This is a genomic window from Enterobacter sp. CC120223-11 (assembly GCF_900215375.1).
Taxonomy (GTDB): domain Bacteria; phylum Pseudomonadota; class Gammaproteobacteria; order Enterobacterales; family Enterobacteriaceae; genus Scandinavium.
This window is the reverse complement of record NZ_OBEF01000006.1, coordinates 198,002-215,103: the sequence shown is the minus strand read 5'-3', so window position 1 is coordinate 215,103 and position 17,102 is coordinate 198,002. Positions and strand designations below refer to the sequence as shown.

General features: G+C 57.1%; 13 protein-coding genes. 5 read left to right on the top strand and 8 right to left on the bottom strand.

Annotated features, from left to right (window positions below; genetic code table 11):
* Window positions 1-24 precede the first annotated feature (24 nt).
* A complete protein-coding gene (gene cysQ / locus CRO87_RS09655; RefSeq protein WP_097162709.1) occupies window positions 25-765 on the top strand; it encodes a 3'(2'),5'-bisphosphate nucleotidase CysQ in 741 nt (246 codons plus the stop codon).
* Here cysQ and CRO87_RS09650 read toward each other — a convergent pair.
* On the bottom strand, window positions 759-1,316 hold the full coding sequence (locus CRO87_RS09650; RefSeq protein ID WP_097162708.1) for a YtfJ family protein: 558 nt from the start codon (window positions 1,314-1,316) through the stop codon (window positions 759-761). The two genes, cysQ and CRO87_RS09650, sit on opposite strands and share 7 nt — an antisense overlap.
* 321 nt (window positions 1,317-1,637) lie before the next feature.
* Here CRO87_RS09650 and CRO87_RS09645 point away from each other — a divergent pair, with 321 nt between their 5' ends.
* On the top strand, window positions 1,638-1,844 hold the full coding sequence (locus CRO87_RS09645; protein ID WP_097162707.1) for a DUF1107 domain-containing protein: 207 nt from the start codon (window positions 1,638-1,640) through the stop codon (window positions 1,842-1,844).
* Window positions 1,845-1,920: 76 nt separating this feature from the next.
* Here the strand turns inward: CRO87_RS09645 and CRO87_RS09640 are convergent, their stop codons facing one another.
* The 6 genes from CRO87_RS09640 to CRO87_RS09615 all read right to left on the bottom strand — a co-directional run bounded on the left by CRO87_RS09640 (window position 1,921) and on the right by CRO87_RS09615 (window position 9,484).
* On the bottom strand, window positions 1,921-3,258 hold the full coding sequence (locus CRO87_RS09640; RefSeq protein ID WP_097162763.1) for a hemolysin family protein: 1,338 nt from the start codon (window positions 3,256-3,258) through the stop codon (window positions 1,921-1,923).
* 151 nt (window positions 3,259-3,409) lie between these two features.
* Entirely contained in the window at window positions 3,410-4,954 is a 1,545-nt protein-coding gene (locus CRO87_RS09635) for an MFS transporter (protein WP_097162706.1), read from the bottom strand.
* Window positions 4,955-5,035: 81 nt separating this feature from the next.
* Window positions 5,036-6,058, bottom strand: a complete 1,023-nt coding sequence (locus tag CRO87_RS09630) for a Gfo/Idh/MocA family protein (RefSeq protein WP_097162705.1) — start codon at window positions 6,056-6,058, stop codon at window positions 5,036-5,038.
* Window positions 6,059-6,068: 10 nt separating this feature from the next.
* On the bottom strand, window positions 6,069-7,136 hold the full coding sequence (locus CRO87_RS09625) for a Gfo/Idh/MocA family protein (RefSeq protein ID WP_097162704.1): 1,068 nt from the start codon (window positions 7,134-7,136) through the stop codon (window positions 6,069-6,071).
* Complete coding sequence (locus CRO87_RS09620) at window positions 7,133-8,317, bottom strand: Gfo/Idh/MocA family protein (protein WP_097162703.1); 1,185 nt, start codon at window positions 8,315-8,317, stop codon at window positions 7,133-7,135. The genes CRO87_RS09625 and CRO87_RS09620 overlap by 4 nt, the downstream gene beginning before the upstream one ends.
* Window positions 8,318-8,329: 12 nt before the next feature.
* Window positions 8,330-9,484, bottom strand: a complete 1,155-nt coding sequence (locus CRO87_RS09615; RefSeq protein WP_097162702.1) for a Gfo/Idh/MocA family protein — start codon at window positions 9,482-9,484, stop codon at window positions 8,330-8,332.
* 191 nt (window positions 9,485-9,675) lie between these two features.
* On the opposite strand from CRO87_RS09615, the gene CRO87_RS09610 reads away from it, so the two are divergent.
* Window positions 9,676-10,734: a LacI family DNA-binding transcriptional regulator gene (locus tag CRO87_RS09610; RefSeq protein ID WP_097162762.1), complete on the top strand. Its 1,059-nt coding sequence runs from the start codon at window positions 9,676-9,678 to the stop codon at window positions 10,732-10,734.
* A gap of 4 nt (window positions 10,735-10,738) precedes the next feature.
* On the opposite strand, the gene msrA is transcribed toward CRO87_RS09610, so the two are convergent.
* A complete protein-coding gene (gene msrA, locus CRO87_RS09605) occupies window positions 10,739-11,380 on the bottom strand; it encodes a peptide-methionine (S)-S-oxide reductase MsrA (protein WP_097162701.1) in 642 nt (213 codons plus the stop codon).
* A gap of 214 nt (window positions 11,381-11,594) precedes the next feature.
* Between msrA and tamA the strand changes: the two genes are divergently transcribed.
* Together tamA and tamB are read left to right on the top strand one after the other, a co-directional pair.
* Window positions 11,595-13,328: an autotransporter assembly complex protein TamA gene (gene tamA / locus CRO87_RS09600; protein ID WP_097162761.1), complete on the top strand. Its 1,734-nt coding sequence runs from the start codon at window positions 11,595-11,597 to the stop codon at window positions 13,326-13,328.
* The gene (gene tamB / locus CRO87_RS09595; protein WP_097162700.1) at window positions 13,325-17,101 is read left to right on the top strand and encodes an autotransporter assembly complex protein TamB; all 3,777 of its coding nucleotides are present in this window, start codon (window positions 13,325-13,327) and stop codon (window positions 17,099-17,101) included. Before tamA ends, tamB begins: the two co-directional genes overlap by 4 nt.
* Window position 17,102 lies beyond the last annotated feature (1 nt).

Sequence of the window (17,102 nt, the reverse complement as noted above, 5' to 3'; positions counted from 1 at the left end):
CACTCTACTCAAACGAGGTGGAATATGTTGGAACAGGTTTGTCAGCTTGCACGGAAAGCGGGTGATGCCATTATGCAGGTGTATGAGGGTGCGAAGCCGATGGACGTGGTCAGCAAAGCCGATGATTCTCCGGTCACTGCGGCAGATATTGCGGCGCATAAAGTGATCGTCGAAGGGCTAAGCGCGCTGACGCCGGACGTTCCGGTGCTGTCTGAAGAAGATCCGCCGGGCTGGGACGTGCGTCAGCACTGGCAGCGCTACTGGCTGGTCGATCCGCTTGACGGCACCAAAGAGTTTATCAAGCGCAATGGCGAATTTACCGTCAATATTGCGTTGATTGAAAAAGGAAAACCGGTTCTCGGCGTGGTGTATGCGCCAGTGATGAAGGTGATGTACAGTGCCGCTGAAGGCAAAGCCTGGAAGGAAGAGTGCGGCATCCGCAAACAGATTCAGGTGCGCGATGCCCGGCCACCGCTGGTGGTGATCAGCCGTTCCCATGCGGACAGCGAACTGCAGGAGTATCTCCAGCAGCTTGGCGAACACCAGACCACCTCAATCGGTTCTTCGCTCAAGTTTTGCCTTGTGGCGGAAGGGCAGGCGCAGCTTTACCCGCGCTTCGGGCCAACCAACGTCTGGGATACGGCGGCAGGCCATGCCGTGGCGGTAGCCGCCGGGGCGCACGTTCACGACTGGCAGGGCAAAACCCTGGATTACACACCGCGCGAATCGTTCCTCAACCCCGGCTTCCGGGTGTCGCTCTACTGACCGAGCAGCTTATGCAGCAGGGCGATAACCTGCTGCACTTCCTCCTGGGTTAATGCCCCGTCTTTCGCCCACTCTATGCGGCCATTTTTATCGAGCACGATAATCGCGGAACTCTCTTCTTCGAGCTGCCACGCGCTCTTCACCACGCCGTTGCTGTCGACGATGAACTGCGACCACGGATAGAGCTTTTTATTGCTCTCAAGGCTGCTGCGGACAAACATGCCGGAGCCCGGAATCGCGTCATCGGTGTTGACGATGGTGGTGGTCTGGTACTTGTCATGAGGGAATTTTGCGGCCTTGATCGCTTCAATCAGCGTTGCATTTTTCTCTTTGGCAGATGTACGCCCGGCAATATGTTGTACAACTCTCACTTTCCCCGCGAGCTGCGAGCTATTCCAGTTTTTATAGCTAAACTCATCATTATTGAGGATGAGTTCCCCCCGGTCGGCGATGCCAACCGCAGGCACGCGTTCCCCGGTTTTCAGGTTATGGGCAGAGGCCATCAGCGGTAACAGCAGGCATGAAATCGCCATCAGCTTACTTAGAGTCATGGTGTTTCCTTATTGTATGCAGGTGATCCGACCACTTAGGTGTCTGTTTTAATCATAAGTGCGAATGATGCGCTTTTCCCGCAAGCGTGATGCCAGTTTGCGGGGGACCGCACATAACCGCGAAAAAATGAAGGTTTATACTGCCTTTCGCGTAGTTGTGAATAGATAATTCTTAAACTTTGTCATCAAACGGTAAATAAACTTCTACAGACTGGGTGTCCCGGTCGATATGGACTATAGTTTCAGTGCATTAATTTTGCGCCCCGGAACGCGGAGCCGATTGTGGATTCGCAAGGGTGTAAGACTCAGCAGGAGATAACAATGAAAATTTTCCAAAAGTACAACCCACTTCAGGTGGCTAAGTACGTGAAGATCCTGTTCCGTGGACGGTTGTACATCAAGGACGTTGGCGCTTTTGAGTTTGATAAGGGCAAGATCCTTATCCCGAAGGTGAAGGACAAGCAGCATCTTTCCGTGATGTCCGAAATCAACCGTCAGGTTACGCGTCTGCAAACCGAGATGGCGTAATCAGCAACGTGCTATGCAGTAACGTAAAAAAAACGGCTCCCGATGGGAGCCGTTGGTGTTTCTGAGGGACGATAAATCAGGCCGCGCCTTTCTCTTCGGCGTCCGGCAGCTTCGGCGTCAGCACCGTCGGCTTGCTGTCGATGCGGGTCACCAGCAGCTGATCGATACGGAAGTTGTCGATATCCACCACCTCGAACTTGTACCCGGAGAACTTCACGAAGTCGGTACGTTTCGGGATCTTACGCAGCATAAACATCATAAAGCCGCCGATGGTTTCATAGTTGCCCGACTGCGGGAACTCATCGATATCCAGCACGCGCATCACGTCATCAATCGGCGTACCGCCGTCGACCAGCCATGAATTTTCGTCACGGGCGACAATCTGCTCTTCCAGCCCCTGGCCGACCAGATCGCCCATCAGCGTGGTCATCACGTCGTTAAGGGTGATGATGCCGACGACCAGCGCGTATTCGTTCATGATAACCGCGAAGTCTTCCCCGGCGGTTTTGAAACTTTCCAGCGCTTCTGAGAGCGTCAGCGTGTCCGGCACGATCAGCGTGTTGCGGATCTGCACGCCGCTGGTGAGCACCATGCTCTGATTGGCGAGCACGCGATTCAGCAGGTCTTTTGAGTCGACGTAGCCGATGATGTGGTCGATATCTTCTTTACACACCAGGAACTTAGAGTGCGGATGCTCGGCCACTTTGCTTTTCAGGCTCTGCTCGTCTTCGTTGATATCGAACCAGATGACGTTTTCACGTGCGGTCATGGACGACGGCACGGTGCGCGATTCCAGTTCAAACACGTTCTCAATCAGCTCGTGTTCCTGTTTGCGCAGCACGCCTGCCAGCGCTCCGGCTTCAACCACCGCGTAGATATCGTCGGAGGTGATGTCGTCTTTGCGCACCATCGGCAGCTTGAAGAGGCGGAAAATCATGTTCGCCATGCCGTTGAAGAACCACACCAGCGGGCGGAACACAGCAAGGCAGAAGCGCATCGGGTTGATGATACGCAAAGCCACGGCTTCGGGCGAAATCATACCGATGCGTTTCGGTGTCAGGTCGGCAATCAGAATGAACAGGCTGGTCACCAGCACGAACGACAGAATGAAGCTTATCTGTTCGGCGAGCTCCGCTGAAACGTAGTTGATAAGAATACTGTGGAAGGCGGGGGAGAAGGCGGCGTCGCCGACGATACCACCGAGGATGGCAACGGCGTTAAGGCCAATTTGCACCACGGTAAAGAACATACCGGGGTTTTCCTGCATTTTCAGAACACGTTGAGCATTTACATTACCCTCATCGGCGAGCAGCTTCAGTTTGATTTTGCGGGAAGCTGCAAGCGAAATCTCGGAGATCGAGAAAAACGCACTGACGCCGATGAGGCAGAGTATGATTAATATACTGTTTAGCATAGTTTTTCTGGCTTTTGTCGCCAGAACCTCGGAAGGATAGTTGATGAAGTTTTTGCGCGTGAAATTGCGCTTAAAAAAACCGGTCCGAAGGCGCTGGACCGGTAATATCGAAGGATAGTATAGCGTAAGGGACTGTAAATTCGCCAGAGACTTAACTTTCAGGGGCCAGCGCAGCGGCATTTTTGCCTTTTGCCGGTCCGGCGTTCCACACCTCGTTGTAAGCGAAGCCGGTCAGATCTTTGATAACCAGACGCGTATTTTCATCACAGTCTTCAGGGTTGCCGCCCAGCTTGCGGCGGGCAATTTCTTTGATCAGCGTCTTGTGCGAAGTCTGGGTAAGTTTGAACTTGTAGGTCATCCAGAAGCTCACGGCCAGCAGCGCTCCGGTGGCAAAAATCATCAGGCCGATAATGGCGTGCAGGGCGCTAACAGGCTGGCTACCGCCACCTTTCACAAAACCACTCTCTTCCAGAACGATACCGATGAGCATGATGGCCAGCGCCACGGTGCTTTTGCGTGTCAGCACCATCACGCCCGCGAAAATGCCTTCGCGACGCTGGCAGGTGACCATCTCATCAACGTCGGGAATAAAGCTGTAGATATTCCAGGGGATGTAATAGAGCCCGGCGCGGGCCGCGCCCAGCAGCACAAAGACGGCGGAAAAGAGCAGCGTGGGCACTGCAATGTCGTTGACGTAAACCACAAACAAGAACGCCAGTACGGCAAAAATACAGCCGTAAGAGAGGCGGAGCGCCGAAGACGGTGTCATGTTGAGTTTGTTCATCAGCATCATAAAGCCAAAGGTGCCGGGCACTGAGACAAAGGCGGCGACGGTCAGCAGCCCCGACACCGCAGCGGCATCACGCCCTAAGGCGTAAACCACGTAATAGGTGAACACGGAGCCGAACACATCCATCGCGGTGAAGGAACAGATATAGATAATGATGTGCTGGCGGAACGCCTTGATTTTAAAGGAAGAGAAAAGGTCGATGACCAGATACTTCAGGTGATTGAGCAGGCCTGAGCGACGCTGGGTGTCAGGCGTGAATGCATACTCTTCCCGCACGTCTTTCGCCTCCCAGGTCACCGCCCAGGTGATAAAGACGGCAATACAGAAAATCAGGGCAAAAATAGCGCCTGTCAGGGTGTAGGTGAGTGAATTGTCCTTGCCGGTGAACTGCATAATGATGCCAGGCACCGACACCGCCAGGAAGCCGCCAAACTGCGAGCACATCATGCGCACGCCGGAAAGGCGGGTGCGTTCACTGAAGCGGTTGGTCATTTCCGCGGCCAGGGTTTCCCACGGCACCAGCACCATTGCCGACAGGAGCTCGATGGACAGGTAAGTGCCGAGATAGTACCAGTAGCTCATGTCGGTGACCCATACCAGCGCGTACAGGAACATCAGCGGAGCGCTCAGCAGCAGGAAAAAGCGGCGGCGGCCAAACTTACGACCGAGCCAGGTATGACCGAAGTTGTCCGTCACGTAGCCCATTACCGGGCTCAGGATAGCGTCAATGACGCGGGCAATTGCGAAGATGGAGCCTGCCTCCAGGACTGACAGGCCACAGTAGGTCGTATAGAAAAACAGTAACCAGGTGCCGATAACCGCAAATGCACCCCCGCCAAAAAGATCGGTCACGCCGTAGCCAATCGCCACGCCGTAACCCACTCTGCGTTCCGTAGGTTTAGCCATAGTTATTATTCTCGTGCTTGTAAGGTATCGGTATGGCGCACCCATAGTGCGCCGCATCTTATTACAGCCGGAACTGCATTGTTATTCGGGCAACGAAATCCATTGTCGTAATTGTGACGAGCGATAGATCGCCTCCACGAGACGCAGGGATTTTGCCGCCTCGTGAAGGCCGGTTAGGCCTTCGAAGGTGCCGCTGCGCACGGCAATGTAGAACTGATTAATGGCCTGAAGATGGCCGATTCCCCAGTAGCTTTTGCTGTGGCTGTAGGGCGTTTCGTCGCAGGCGATTGCCACCCGTTTGCCGTCGGTGATGCGCCAGAGGGTATTGTCGCGAAGCTGCAACTCGCCGCGCTCGCACTGGATATCAAGCTGTAACGGGGCGTCACGGGTGTGATTGTTGCTGGCGAAAAACAGGCCCGTCGCACCGCCGGAGAAGGTCAGCGTTGCCATTGCGGTGTCTTCGGTGTCGATGACATCTGCAGGCCTTGCGCAGTCCACCACGCCCTTGAGCCGAGACACGCCGCCGCCAAGCCACTGCAGCAGATCCAGCGTATGAATGGCCTGATTAATCAGCAGGCTGCCGCCTTCGGTGGCGTGGCGTCCACGCCACGGACTTTCGCTGTAATAGGGCGCTTTACGCGACCAGGTGAGGAACGCATTGATGCTGAGCAGGTTGCCGAGCACCTGCTCGTTCAACAGCGACCGCAGTGCCTGACTGGTGGGGTTCAGGCGGTTTTGATAGCAGATGCCGACGCGCCCGCGGGCCCTGTTTTCCGCTTCGCCAATCTCCGCGACTTCCGCCATGTTCATCCCGACGGGTTTTTCGCAAAACACCTGCTTCCCGGCGGCCAGCGCGGCTAGGATCATTGGCTTGTGCAGATGATGCGGCGTACAGATATGCACCACGTCAATGGTGGCGTCCTGTAGCATCTCCTGATAATCGCTATAAAAGTGGCAGCCGTACTCCGACGCCAGCCGCTGGCCTTTGTCAACGTCGATATCCGCAATGGCCCGCAGCGTCACGTCGGGCGTCTGGTGCAGCGCCTCAACGTGACAGGCGTGGATAGCCCCGCAGCCAATAATGGCGGCATTCAGCGTTCTCATCCGTGCCTCCTTAAACCGCTGCGTTAGCCAGCATTTGCGCTTTGACGCACAGCTCGGCGGCTTTGAAGGCATGGGCCTGGGTCATCGCGTTTTCGGTGCGGTTCAGGCAGTCCTTAATCAGCTCGCCGAAGAACGGGAAGCCCACTTTTCCAGCCACCGGGAAGCGCTGTTCTCCTTCCTTATTAACCAGATACACCACGTCCTGCTCACCGTGCGTGAGATCGACGTACTTGCGAATTTCGATATAGCCTTCGGTGCCGAGCAGCGTCAGGCGGCCATCGCCCCAGGTGGAGAGGCCTGAAGGCGTGAACCAGTCGCAGCGGAAATAGCCCGTTGCGCCGTTGGCCCCGGCCAGCATGGCGTCACCGAAGTCTTCAAACTGCGGATACTGCGGATGGCTGACGTTGCGGGTCTGGCTGGCGACGATGCGCGCCTCTTCATTGCCGGTGTAGAACAGGAACTGTTCAATCTGATGGCTGCCGATGTCGCAGAGGATGCCGCCAAAATAGCGTTTCTCATAGAACCAGCCCGGGCGGCCTTCACCTTCGCGATGTGGCCCGGTGCCGAGGGTCTGGATGACCTGGCCAATGGCACCCTGTTTCACCAGCTGCCCGGCGAAAACGGCGCTCTCCACGTGCAGACGCTCGCTGTAATAGACCGCGTATTTGCGCCCGGTTTTCGCCACCATCGCTCTGGCCTCTTCCAGCTGTTCGAGGGTGGTCAACGGCGCTTTATCCACGAAGTAATCTTTCCCTGCCGCCATCACTTTCAGTCCCAGCGGGCAGCGCTCAGAAGGCACCCCTGCGCCAGCAATCAGCTTTACCTGCGGATCGCTGAGCAAAGTTTCGAGCGAATCAGCCACCTGCACCTGCGGATACTGCTGCACAAATTTATCGATTTTCGCCGGGTCCGGATCCCACACCCATTTCAGCTCCGCGCCCGCCTCCAGCAGGCCGTTGCACATCCCGTAGATATGACCGTGATCGAGGGCGGCGGCGGCAAACACAAACTCGCCGGGTTGTACTACTAGCTGAGGCTTGCCGGTCGGGGCGTAATTCATACCGTCGTTTTTGCTCATGATGTGGCTCCTGTATCGAAATTTTTGCCGAGCGGGATCGCGCCCACTTCGCTGAAGTTGGCGACCGATGAGGATTTTTCGTGAAAGCGTGGGGCGCGGGCTGTGAGGCCGCCGGTGCGGTAAAAGGCGTCGTCAGGAGCAATGGGCAGCGTCACGACCGAGCGCGTGATGGCGGACTTATAAATCGCGGTGATGATCTCCAGCGAGCGCTTGCCTTGCAGGCCATCGACCAGCGGCGTGGTTTGCGTTTCAATCGCGCGGATAAAGTTGTCGATTTGCCCGGCGTGCAGCGTCCAGCGCAGCTTTGGCGTGCCGGTAAACAGCGTTTGTAGCTGGTCTTCCAGCGCCGTGTTATGCGCATCCTGCGGGAAACCGTTGTCCGCCGACTGGCTGGCAAACACGTCCCACGGGGCGGAGATGCACGCCTTTTCGCCCTGAATCACCATCTTCTGATCTTCGCCGTGATGCACCACGGAGGCGGTGAGCTGCGTGATTGCGCCCGATGGATAGCGAAAAATAGCGGCGCTCAGATCTTCCACTTCGGCGTTGTCGTGGGCGACATTACTCATCATTGCCACCACTTCACTGGGGAAGCCGAGCATCCACTGCACGGCGTCGATGTGATGGACGGCGTGGTTGAGCGTGCAGCCGCCACCCTCTTTTTCCCAGGTGCCGCGCCACCACAGATCGTAATAGCAGTGGCCGCGCCACCAGAAGGAGTCGACCTGCGCGTGGCAGATTTTCCCTGCCAGGCCAGAATCCACCGCGGCTTTCAGCCGCCAGAACGCATCGGTGAAGCGGTTCTGGGCGATGATCGACAGCGTTTTGCCGCTGGCTTGCTGCGCGGCGATCATCGCGTCGCACTCCTCGAGAGAAGCCGCCATCGGTTTCTCACACAACACGTGCTTGCCTGCGTGCAGCGCATCAATGCTGATTTCAGCGTGAACATACGGCGGCGTGCAGACGTCGACGATATCGACGTCAGGCTCCTGTTCCAGCATCTGCTGGTGGCTGCTGTAGACTCGCGCTTCGCGCAGTGCGTAACGCGTTTTTTTCTCTTCGGCCTTTTCCGGATAGATATCAACGAGCGCGACAATCTGGCAGCGCTCGCTCATCTCCAGATAGCCCTGAATGTGGTTGTGCGAGATGTTCCCGGTTCCCACGATAGCGACACGTAACATAGAGGCTCCTTATTACCAGGTTCCGGAAGCGTCGAGCGTGCGGCTCCCGGCCTGCTTTTCCACTGAGCTGGCGATACGTTCATCCAGCAGCTGCTTGAAACGCTCTTCGTCGAACGGCAAATCGACCCAGCCGTCGGTCCAGGTGGAGAGGTGCATGGCGTTGGAGAGGGTGAGGCCGCGAATGCCTTCGAGGCCCGGCGCAATCAGCGGTGTGCCGCGCAGCACGGCGGCGCAAAAGTTTTCGGTGATGACGTGGTGTTCGCTGCATTCCGGCGCGACGGGGATGGTCACCTCCCAGCACTCCGGCTCGCCAAAGCCGTTTTGCCAGCGGGCGTTGAAGTCGTCTTCCGATTCACGCAGTCGCCAGTAGCGCAGGCGGCCTTCTTCGACGACTACCTTCCCGCGCGACCCGGCAATTTCCAGACGATTGGTGCCCGGTGTTTCAGCGACGGTGGTGATGAACACGCCCGTCGCGCCGTTGGCGTATTCGGCGTAGGCGGTGACTTCATCTTCGACTTCAATCTGACGATGTTTGCCGAACTGGCAGAACGCGCGCAGACGCACCGGCATGCCCACCAGCCACTGCCAGAGATCGAGCTGATGAGGGTCTTGATTGAGCAGCACGCCGCCGCCTTCGCCTTTCCATGTGGCGCGCCAGCCGCCGGAGTTGTAGTAGCTTTGCGAGCGGTACCAGTTGGTGATAATCCAGTTGGAGCGGCGAATTTCGCCGAGCTCGCCGCTGTCGATCAGATCTTTCACTTTCTGATACAGCGGGTTAGGGCGCTGGTTGTACATGATGCCAAACACGACGTCGCACTCGCGGGCGCAGGCGTTCATCGCCTGAACCTGCGCGGTATAAACCCCGGCGGGTTTTTCACACAGCGTGTGGATGCCGCTGCGCATCGCCAGCATCGACAGCTCAGGATGTGAATAGTGTGGCGTGGCGACAATTACCGCGTCGATAAGTCCGCTTTGTAGCAGATCGCGGGCGTGGGTGAAGATTTCGATCTTCTCCCCCACAAGCTCACGAATCGCGTCGTGCTTTTGCTCATCAATATCGCAAACCGCGGTCAGGCGGGCCTCTTTGACCGTTCCCGCTAGTAAATAACGTGCGTGAACGGTACCAATATTTCCTACACCAATAATGCCGAACCGGACTGTTTTCATCTCACACCTTATTCAGAGCTAATGGGCCAATAAGGCGAAAATAGAAAAGGCGGCGCGGGCAGACAAAAGGATTTTGTGAGAATGCTCGCAGGCTCATTCTCAATTTTCCGTAGTGGATGAAATTGTGTTTTAAAATCAGTTCACTGCATCTGCAAAAAATTGCAGAAAACGAATGCGAGCGAGGTCACATCATGTCCGGCAAGCTTAAAATGGACCAGATTGCCGCCGCGACGGGCTACTCCGTCAGCACCGTTTCCCGGGTGCTTAGCGGCAAGTCGTACACCAGCGAAAAGGCGCGTGACGCCATTGTGCGCTGCGCCAGAAAGCTCGGCGTGCTGGACGAACTGGCCAGCGGACGGCTGTTGATTAATGGCATAGCGGTTTTCGCGCCAGCCAGAACCTTTACGGCGCGGGGAGATATTTTCTATCAGGAAGTGACCCGCGGCATTGCCGATGCGATTGAACCGCACGACGTGTATCTGACCTTTTGCGGGCTGGAGGAGCAGGACGCCGATATTAAAGTTTTTCTGGAGAAGGCCAGTAATAAGAATATCAATGCGATCATTATTATCGGCACCGACGACCCCACCGTATTGAAGCTGGCGCAAACGCTGAATAAACCCTGCGTGTTAATTAACACCAACGATAAAGAACGTATTCTGGACGCCGTGTCACCCGACCATCGTGCCATTGGCTTTAGCGCCATGCGTTATCTGTTTGAGCAAGGGCATCGGCGCGTGCTGTGCATGACCACGCTCAGGCGTGAAACCCTTTATGCGCGGCTGGACGGCATCAAAGAAGCCTACCGGCGCTATCACGTGCCGTTCAATGCGCAAAAAGAGGTGATCGTCACCGAAGGCTTTACGGCGGAGGAGTCGGAGCAGGCGCTGGAGAAGTGGCTGACGGAAACGCCGCGCGACCAGTGGCCGCAGGTGATTTTCCCTGGAAGTACGACGATGACGCTGGGGGTACAGAAGGTGCTTGAACGTCATGGCCTCAGGGTGCCGGAAGATATTTCGTTGCTGATCACGGATTTCGTCTGGCGTCTGGATAACGAGCTGTCGCACTCCGTTACCAGCATCACCGTACCCTGCCGGGAGCTTGGCGTCGAAGCGGTGCATTTGCTGCAAAATCGCCTTAACCGCCAGGAGGCATCAGTGCTCAACGTGCTGCTGCAGGGGAAAATACAGGACGCAGGCACGGTGAGTAACGCAACGCGGCATGCTGCCCGCGTTGCGATGGAGAGTTAAAGACTCAGGCAAGCTGCGGCGGCAAACACACGCCGATTCCGCCGATACCGCAATAGCCGTACGGGTTTTTGTGCAGGTACTGCTGGTGGTCGTCTTCCGCGTAATAGAACGGCCTGGCGGTGCTGATTTCGGTAGTGATGGTGCGCTCGTCATGGGCTTCGTGCATCGCTGCCTGGAAGCGCTCAAGGCTTGCGTGGGCGGCTTTGTCCTGCTCAGGAGTCAGAGGGTAAATCGCCGAGCGGTACTGCGTGCCCTGATCGTTGCCCTGACGCATGCCCTGGGCCGGGTCGTGATTCTCCCAGAACACCTGCAACAATTGCGCATAGCTGATAACGGCCGGGTCATAGACGATGCGCACCGCTTCGGCATGTCCGGTCTGGCCTGAACACACTTCACGATAAGTCGGATTCGGCGTATAGCCGCCGGTATAGCCTGCCGCAGTGCTATAGACGCCGGGCAACTGCCAGAAGAGGCGCTCAACGCCCCAGAAGCAGCCCATCGCAAACAGCGCGACTTCCATACCTTCCGGGATGTTGGTCATCGAGTGGTCATTAACGGCGTGCAGTGTGGCGACAGGCATCGGCGTGTTGCGGCCTGGCAGCGCATCCGCCTGAGAAACAATGTGTTTTTTATCGAATAAGCTCACGGTTTGGCCTCCGGAGACGTGAAATTGGGGTTAAGGTTGTCACAGCGCTTCACTTTGCACACAATAAGGCCGTGAATACGACTAAAGTTAGACATAAGAAATAATATTGAGTTGGATCGTTTTTTTTCAACCGGAAGTGTTGAGATTTTGTTAAACCGTAGATCGGGCATTGTGTTTCCTGACGGGGAGGAAACAAGGAATTTTGGGAGAAAACGTGCCACAACTTCGCAGATTATTTGGGGCCAGCCTGTTGCTGGTCAGTGGTATTGCCGGGGCGGCAAACATCCGTTTACAGGTTGATGGGCTGTCGGGAGAGCTGCAGAAAAACGTGCGCGCGCAGCTGTCCACCATCCAGAGCGATGAGGTCACGCCGGATCGCCGTTTTCGTGCGCGCGTCGATGATGCCATTCGCGACGGGCTGAAAGCGCTTGGGTATTACGAACCCACCATCGATTTCGAACTCAAACCTGCGCCGGCCAAGGGCCGTCAGGTATTACTCGCTCATGTGACACCGGGTGAACCCGTGCGAATTGGCGGTACCGACGTGATTTTACGCGGCGGTGCGCGAACCGATCGTGACTACCTGGACCTGCTGAAAAAACGTCCTGCTATCGGAACCGTCCTCGACCACGGCGATTACGACGACTTCAAAAAAAGCCTGACCAGCGTCTCGCTGCGCAAAGGCTATTTCGACAGTGAATTTAAAAAGAGCCAGCTTGGCGTGTCGCTCGACCGTCACCAGGCGTTCTGGGATATCGACTACGACAGCGGCGAGCGCTATCGCTTCGGCGAGGTGTCCTTCCAGGGCTCGCAGATTCAGGACCGCTATCTGCAAAACCTGATCCCTTTCAAGGAAGGGGATTACTACACCTCTGAGGATCTGGCCGAACTCAACCGTCGACTCTCGGCGACCGGCTGGTTCAACTCGGTTGTGGTGGCGCCGGAATTTGATAAGGCGCGCAAAACGAAAGTTCTGCCGTTACAGGGGGTGGTGTCGCCACGTACCCAAAATACCATTGAAACCGGTGTCGGGTATTCCACAGATGTGGGCCCGCGCGTGAAAGCCTCCTGGAACAAGCCGTGGATCAACTCCTACGGCCACAGCCTGACCTCTTCCCTGAGCCTTTCCGCGCCAGAACAGCAGCTCGATTTCTCCTACAAAGTGCCGCTGCTGAAGAATCCGCTGGAGCAATATTATCTGTTGCAGGGTGGATTCAAACGCACCGATTTGAACGATACGGAATCCGATTCCACCACGCTCGGCGTGTCGCGTTACTGGGACCTCTCGAGCGGCTGGCAGCGCGCCATCAACCTGCGCTGGAGCCTCTCCCACTTTACCCAGGCGGATGTGACCAACACCACTATGCTGCTCTACCCTGGCGTGATGATCAGCCGCACCCGTTCGCGCGGTGGGCTGATGCCAACCTGGGGCGATTCCCAGCGCTATTCGGTCGATGTATCGAACACCGCATGGGGATCGGACGTTGACTTCGCCGTTATTCAGGCGCAAAACACCTGGATCCGCACCCTCTATGACCGCCACCGCTTCGTGGTGCGCGGCAATCTTGGCTGGATCGAAACCGGCGACTTCGACAAAGTGCCGCCGGACCTGCGCTTCTTCGCCGGGGGCGATCGCAGCATTCGCGGTTATAAATATCAGTCCATTTCACCGAAGGATGACAACGGCAAGCTCACCGGGGCATCACGCCTGGCAACAGGCTCGCTGGAGTATCAGTACAACGTGACCGGCAAATGGTGGGGCGCGATGTTCGTCGACAGCGGTGAGGCGGTGAACGACTTCCGCGATAACGATTTCAAAACTGGCGCAGGCGTGGGCGTGCGTTGGCAGTCGCCGGTTGGGCCAATCAAGCTCGATCTGGCGGTGCCGGTTGGTGACAAAGAAGAGCACGGATTACAGTTCTATATCGGTCTGGGGCCAGAATTATGAGTTTATGGAAGAAGATTAGCCTCGGCGTGCTGGTGTTCCTTATTTTGCTGCTCGGCACGGTGGCGTTCCTGGTGGGAACCACGACCGGGCTCCATCTGGTGTTCAAGGCGGCAGATCGTTGGGTGCCTGGCCTTTCCATCGGTCAGGTTGTTGGCGGCTGGAAAGATTTAACCATCAAGAACCTGCGCTACGACCAGCCGGGCGTGGCGGTGGATGCCGGGCAGTTCCATCTCGCGGTGAACACAAAATGCCTGTGGAACAGCAGCCTGTGCGTCAACGACCTGTCGCTCTCAAACGTGAACGTGGTCATCGACAGCAAAAAAATGCCGCCGTCAGCGCCGGTTGAAGAGGAGGACAGCGGCCCGCTGAACCTCTCCACGCCGTATCCCATCACCCTGAGCCGGGTGGCGCTGAACAAGGTGAACATCAAAATCGACGACACGACCGTGTCGGTGATGGACTTTACCTCCGGCCTGAACTGGCAGGAGAAGAACCTGACGCTGACGCCAACCTCGCTGCAGGGGCTGCTTATCGCCTTGCCGAAAGTGGCGAAAGTCGCGCAGGAACAGGTGGTTGAGCCGAAAATCGAGAAGCCAAAGCCGGATGAGAAACCGCTCGGCGAGACGATGAAAGATCTCTTCTCGAAGCCCGTGCTGCCTGAAATGACTGACGTTCATCTGCCCCTCAACCTGAACATCCAGGAATTTCGCGGCGAGCAGCTCCGGCTGACGGGCGACACCGATCTCACCGTTTACAAAATGCTGCTCAAGGTCAGCAGCATCGACGGTGACATGAAGCTGGATGCGCTGGACGTCGATTCCAGCCAGGGCACGGTGAATGCCACCGGCACGGCGAAGCTGCAGGATAACTGGCCGGTTGATTTAACGCTGAACAGCACCCTCAACATTGACCCGGTAAAAGGCGAGAAGATCAAAATGAAGATCGGCGGCGAGGTGCGCAAGCAGCTCGACGTCGGGATCAATCTCTCCGGCCCGGTGGATGTGGGCATCCGGGCGCAGGCGCAGCTCGCCGAAGCCGGACTGCCGCTCAATCTGGAAGTGCTCAGCAAACAGCTTTACTGGCCGTTCACTGGCGAGAAACAGTACCAGGCTGATGATGTGAAGCTGAAGCTCAGCGGCAAGATGACCGACTATACGCTCTCGTTCCGCACGGCTGTGAAGGGGCAGGATGTGCCACCGGCGACCATCACGCTGGATGCCAAAGGCAATGAGCTGCAGGTGAATCTCGACAAGCTAACTATCGCTGCACTCGAAGGGAAAACCGAACTCAAGGCGCTGCTGGACTGGCAGCAGGCAATCAGCTGGCGCGGTGCGCTGACCCTGAACGGCATCAACACGGCAAAAGAAGTACCGGACTGGCCTGCGAAGCTCAACGGCAGCATCAAAACCACCGGCAGCCTGTATGGCGGCAGCTGGCAGGTGGATGTGCCGGAACTCAAACTCACCGGTAACGTGAAGCAAAACAAGGTGAACGTTGACGGCAAGCTTGCAGGCAACAGCTATATGCAGTGGAAAATTCCAGGGCTGCATCTGGAGCTGGGTAAAAACAGCGCGGACGTGAAGGGCGAGCTGGGCGTGAAGGAGTTGAACCTGGATGCGACCATCGACGCGCCAGGGCTCGATAACGCGCTGCCGGGCCTCGGCGGTACGGCGAAAGGGCTGCTGAAAGTGCGCGGCACCGTGGATGCGCCGCAGCTGCTGGCGGATATCACCGCCCGCAATCTGCGCTGGCAGGAGATTTCCGTTGCTCAGGCTTCCATCAAAGGCGACGTCAAATCCACCGACCAGATTGGCGGCAACCTCGACGTGCGCGTGAACGGCATTGCGCAGCCTGGCGTGAACATCAGCCAGCTGCTGCTCTCAGCAAAAGGCGATGAGAAACAGCACAAGCTGGAACTGCGTGTTCAGGGCGAACCTGTCTCCGGTCAGCTTGATTTAGCAGGCAGCTTCGACCGCAAAGAGGAGCGCTGGAAAGGCTCGCTCAGCAATACTCGCTTCCAGACGCCGGTTGGGCCTGTGTCACTCTCACGCGCCATCGCGCTCGATTTCCGCAACAAAGAACAGAAAATCAGCATCGGACCACACTGCTGGACGAACCCGAATGCCGAGTTGTGCGTACCGCAAACCATTGATGCCGGGGAAACCGGGCGAGCGGTGGTGAACCTCAACCGCTTTGACTTAGCCATGCTCAAGCCGTTTATGCCGGAAGCAACCCAGGCGAGCGGCGTCTTCAGCGGCAACGCGGACGTCAGCTGGGATGCGACCAAACCAGGCCTGCCGCAGGGCAAAGTGACGCTCAGCGGGCGTAACGTGAAGGTCACGCAGACCGTAAACGACGCGGCGCTGCCCGTGGCCTTTGATACGCTGAACCTGAACGCCGATCTGCATAACAACCGCGCGCAGCTGGGCTGGATGATTCGCCTGACCAACAACGGTCAGCTGGACGGGCAGATTGAGGTCACCGATCCAGAGGGACGACGTAATCTCGGTGGTAACGTCAATATCCGCAACTTCTCGCTGGCGATGGTCAACCCGATTTTCGAGCGAGGGGAAAAAGCGGCAGGTCTTCTGAATGCGAACCTGCGCCTCGGCGGAAACGTCCAGAGCCCGCAGCTGTTCGGGCAGCTACAGCTCACCGGTCTGGATATCGACGGCAACTTTATGCCGTTCGACATGCAGCCGAGCCGGGTGGCGATGAACTTCAACGGCACGCGTTCGACCCTTGACGGCGTCATTGCCACACAGCAGGGGCAAATCAGCCTCAGCGGTAACGCCGACTGGACGCAAATCGACAACTGGCGTGCTCAGGTGGCGGCGAAAGGCAGCCGGGTACGTATCACCGTGCCGCCGATGGTTCGCCTTGATGTGTCGCCGGATGTGGTCTTCACGGCCACGCCAAGCCTGTTTACGCTGGATGGCAACGTGGATGTGCCCTGGGCGCGTATTGTGGTGCATGACGTGCCTGAGAGCGCCGTCGGCGTCTCCGGCGACGAGGTGATGCTTGATAAAGAACTGAAGCCCGTTGAGCCACAAACGGCGGGTATTCCGATCAACAGCAACCTGACCATTCACGTCGGTAACAACGTGCGGCTGGATGCGTTTGGCCTGAAAGCGCGCCTGACGGGCGATCTGAAAGTGGCGCAGGACAAGCAGGGTCTGGGCCTTAACGGTCAAATCAACATCCCGGAAGGCCGCTTCCACGCCTACGGTCAGGATTTGATCGTGCGTAAAGGTATTCTGCTGTTCTCCGGCCCGCCGGACCAGCCGATGCTGAATATTGAAGCTATTCGTAACCCGGAAGCGACTGAAAATGATGTGATCGCTGGCGTGCGCGTAACGGGTCTTGCGGATCAGCCGAAGGCCGAAATCTTCTCTGACCCGGCAATGTCGCAGCAGGCCGCGCTCTCGTACCTGCTTCGCGGGCAAGGCCTCGACAGCGAACAGGGCGACGGTGCGGCGATGACGTCAGCGCTGGTCGGACTAGGGGTTGCACAAAGTGGGCAGATTGTGGGTAAAATCGGCGAGACGTTTGGCGTCAGTAATCTGGCCCTGGATACCGCCGGGGTAGGCGATTCCTCGCAGGTCGTGGTGAGCGGATATATCGCGCCAGGCTTGCAGGTAAAATATGGCGTGGGAATTTTTGACTCTTTAGCAACACTCACGTTACGCTATCGCCTGATGCCCAAGCTATATCTGGAAGCGGTGTCTGGCATAGACCAGGCACTTGATCTGCTCTATCAGTTTGAGTTTTAGC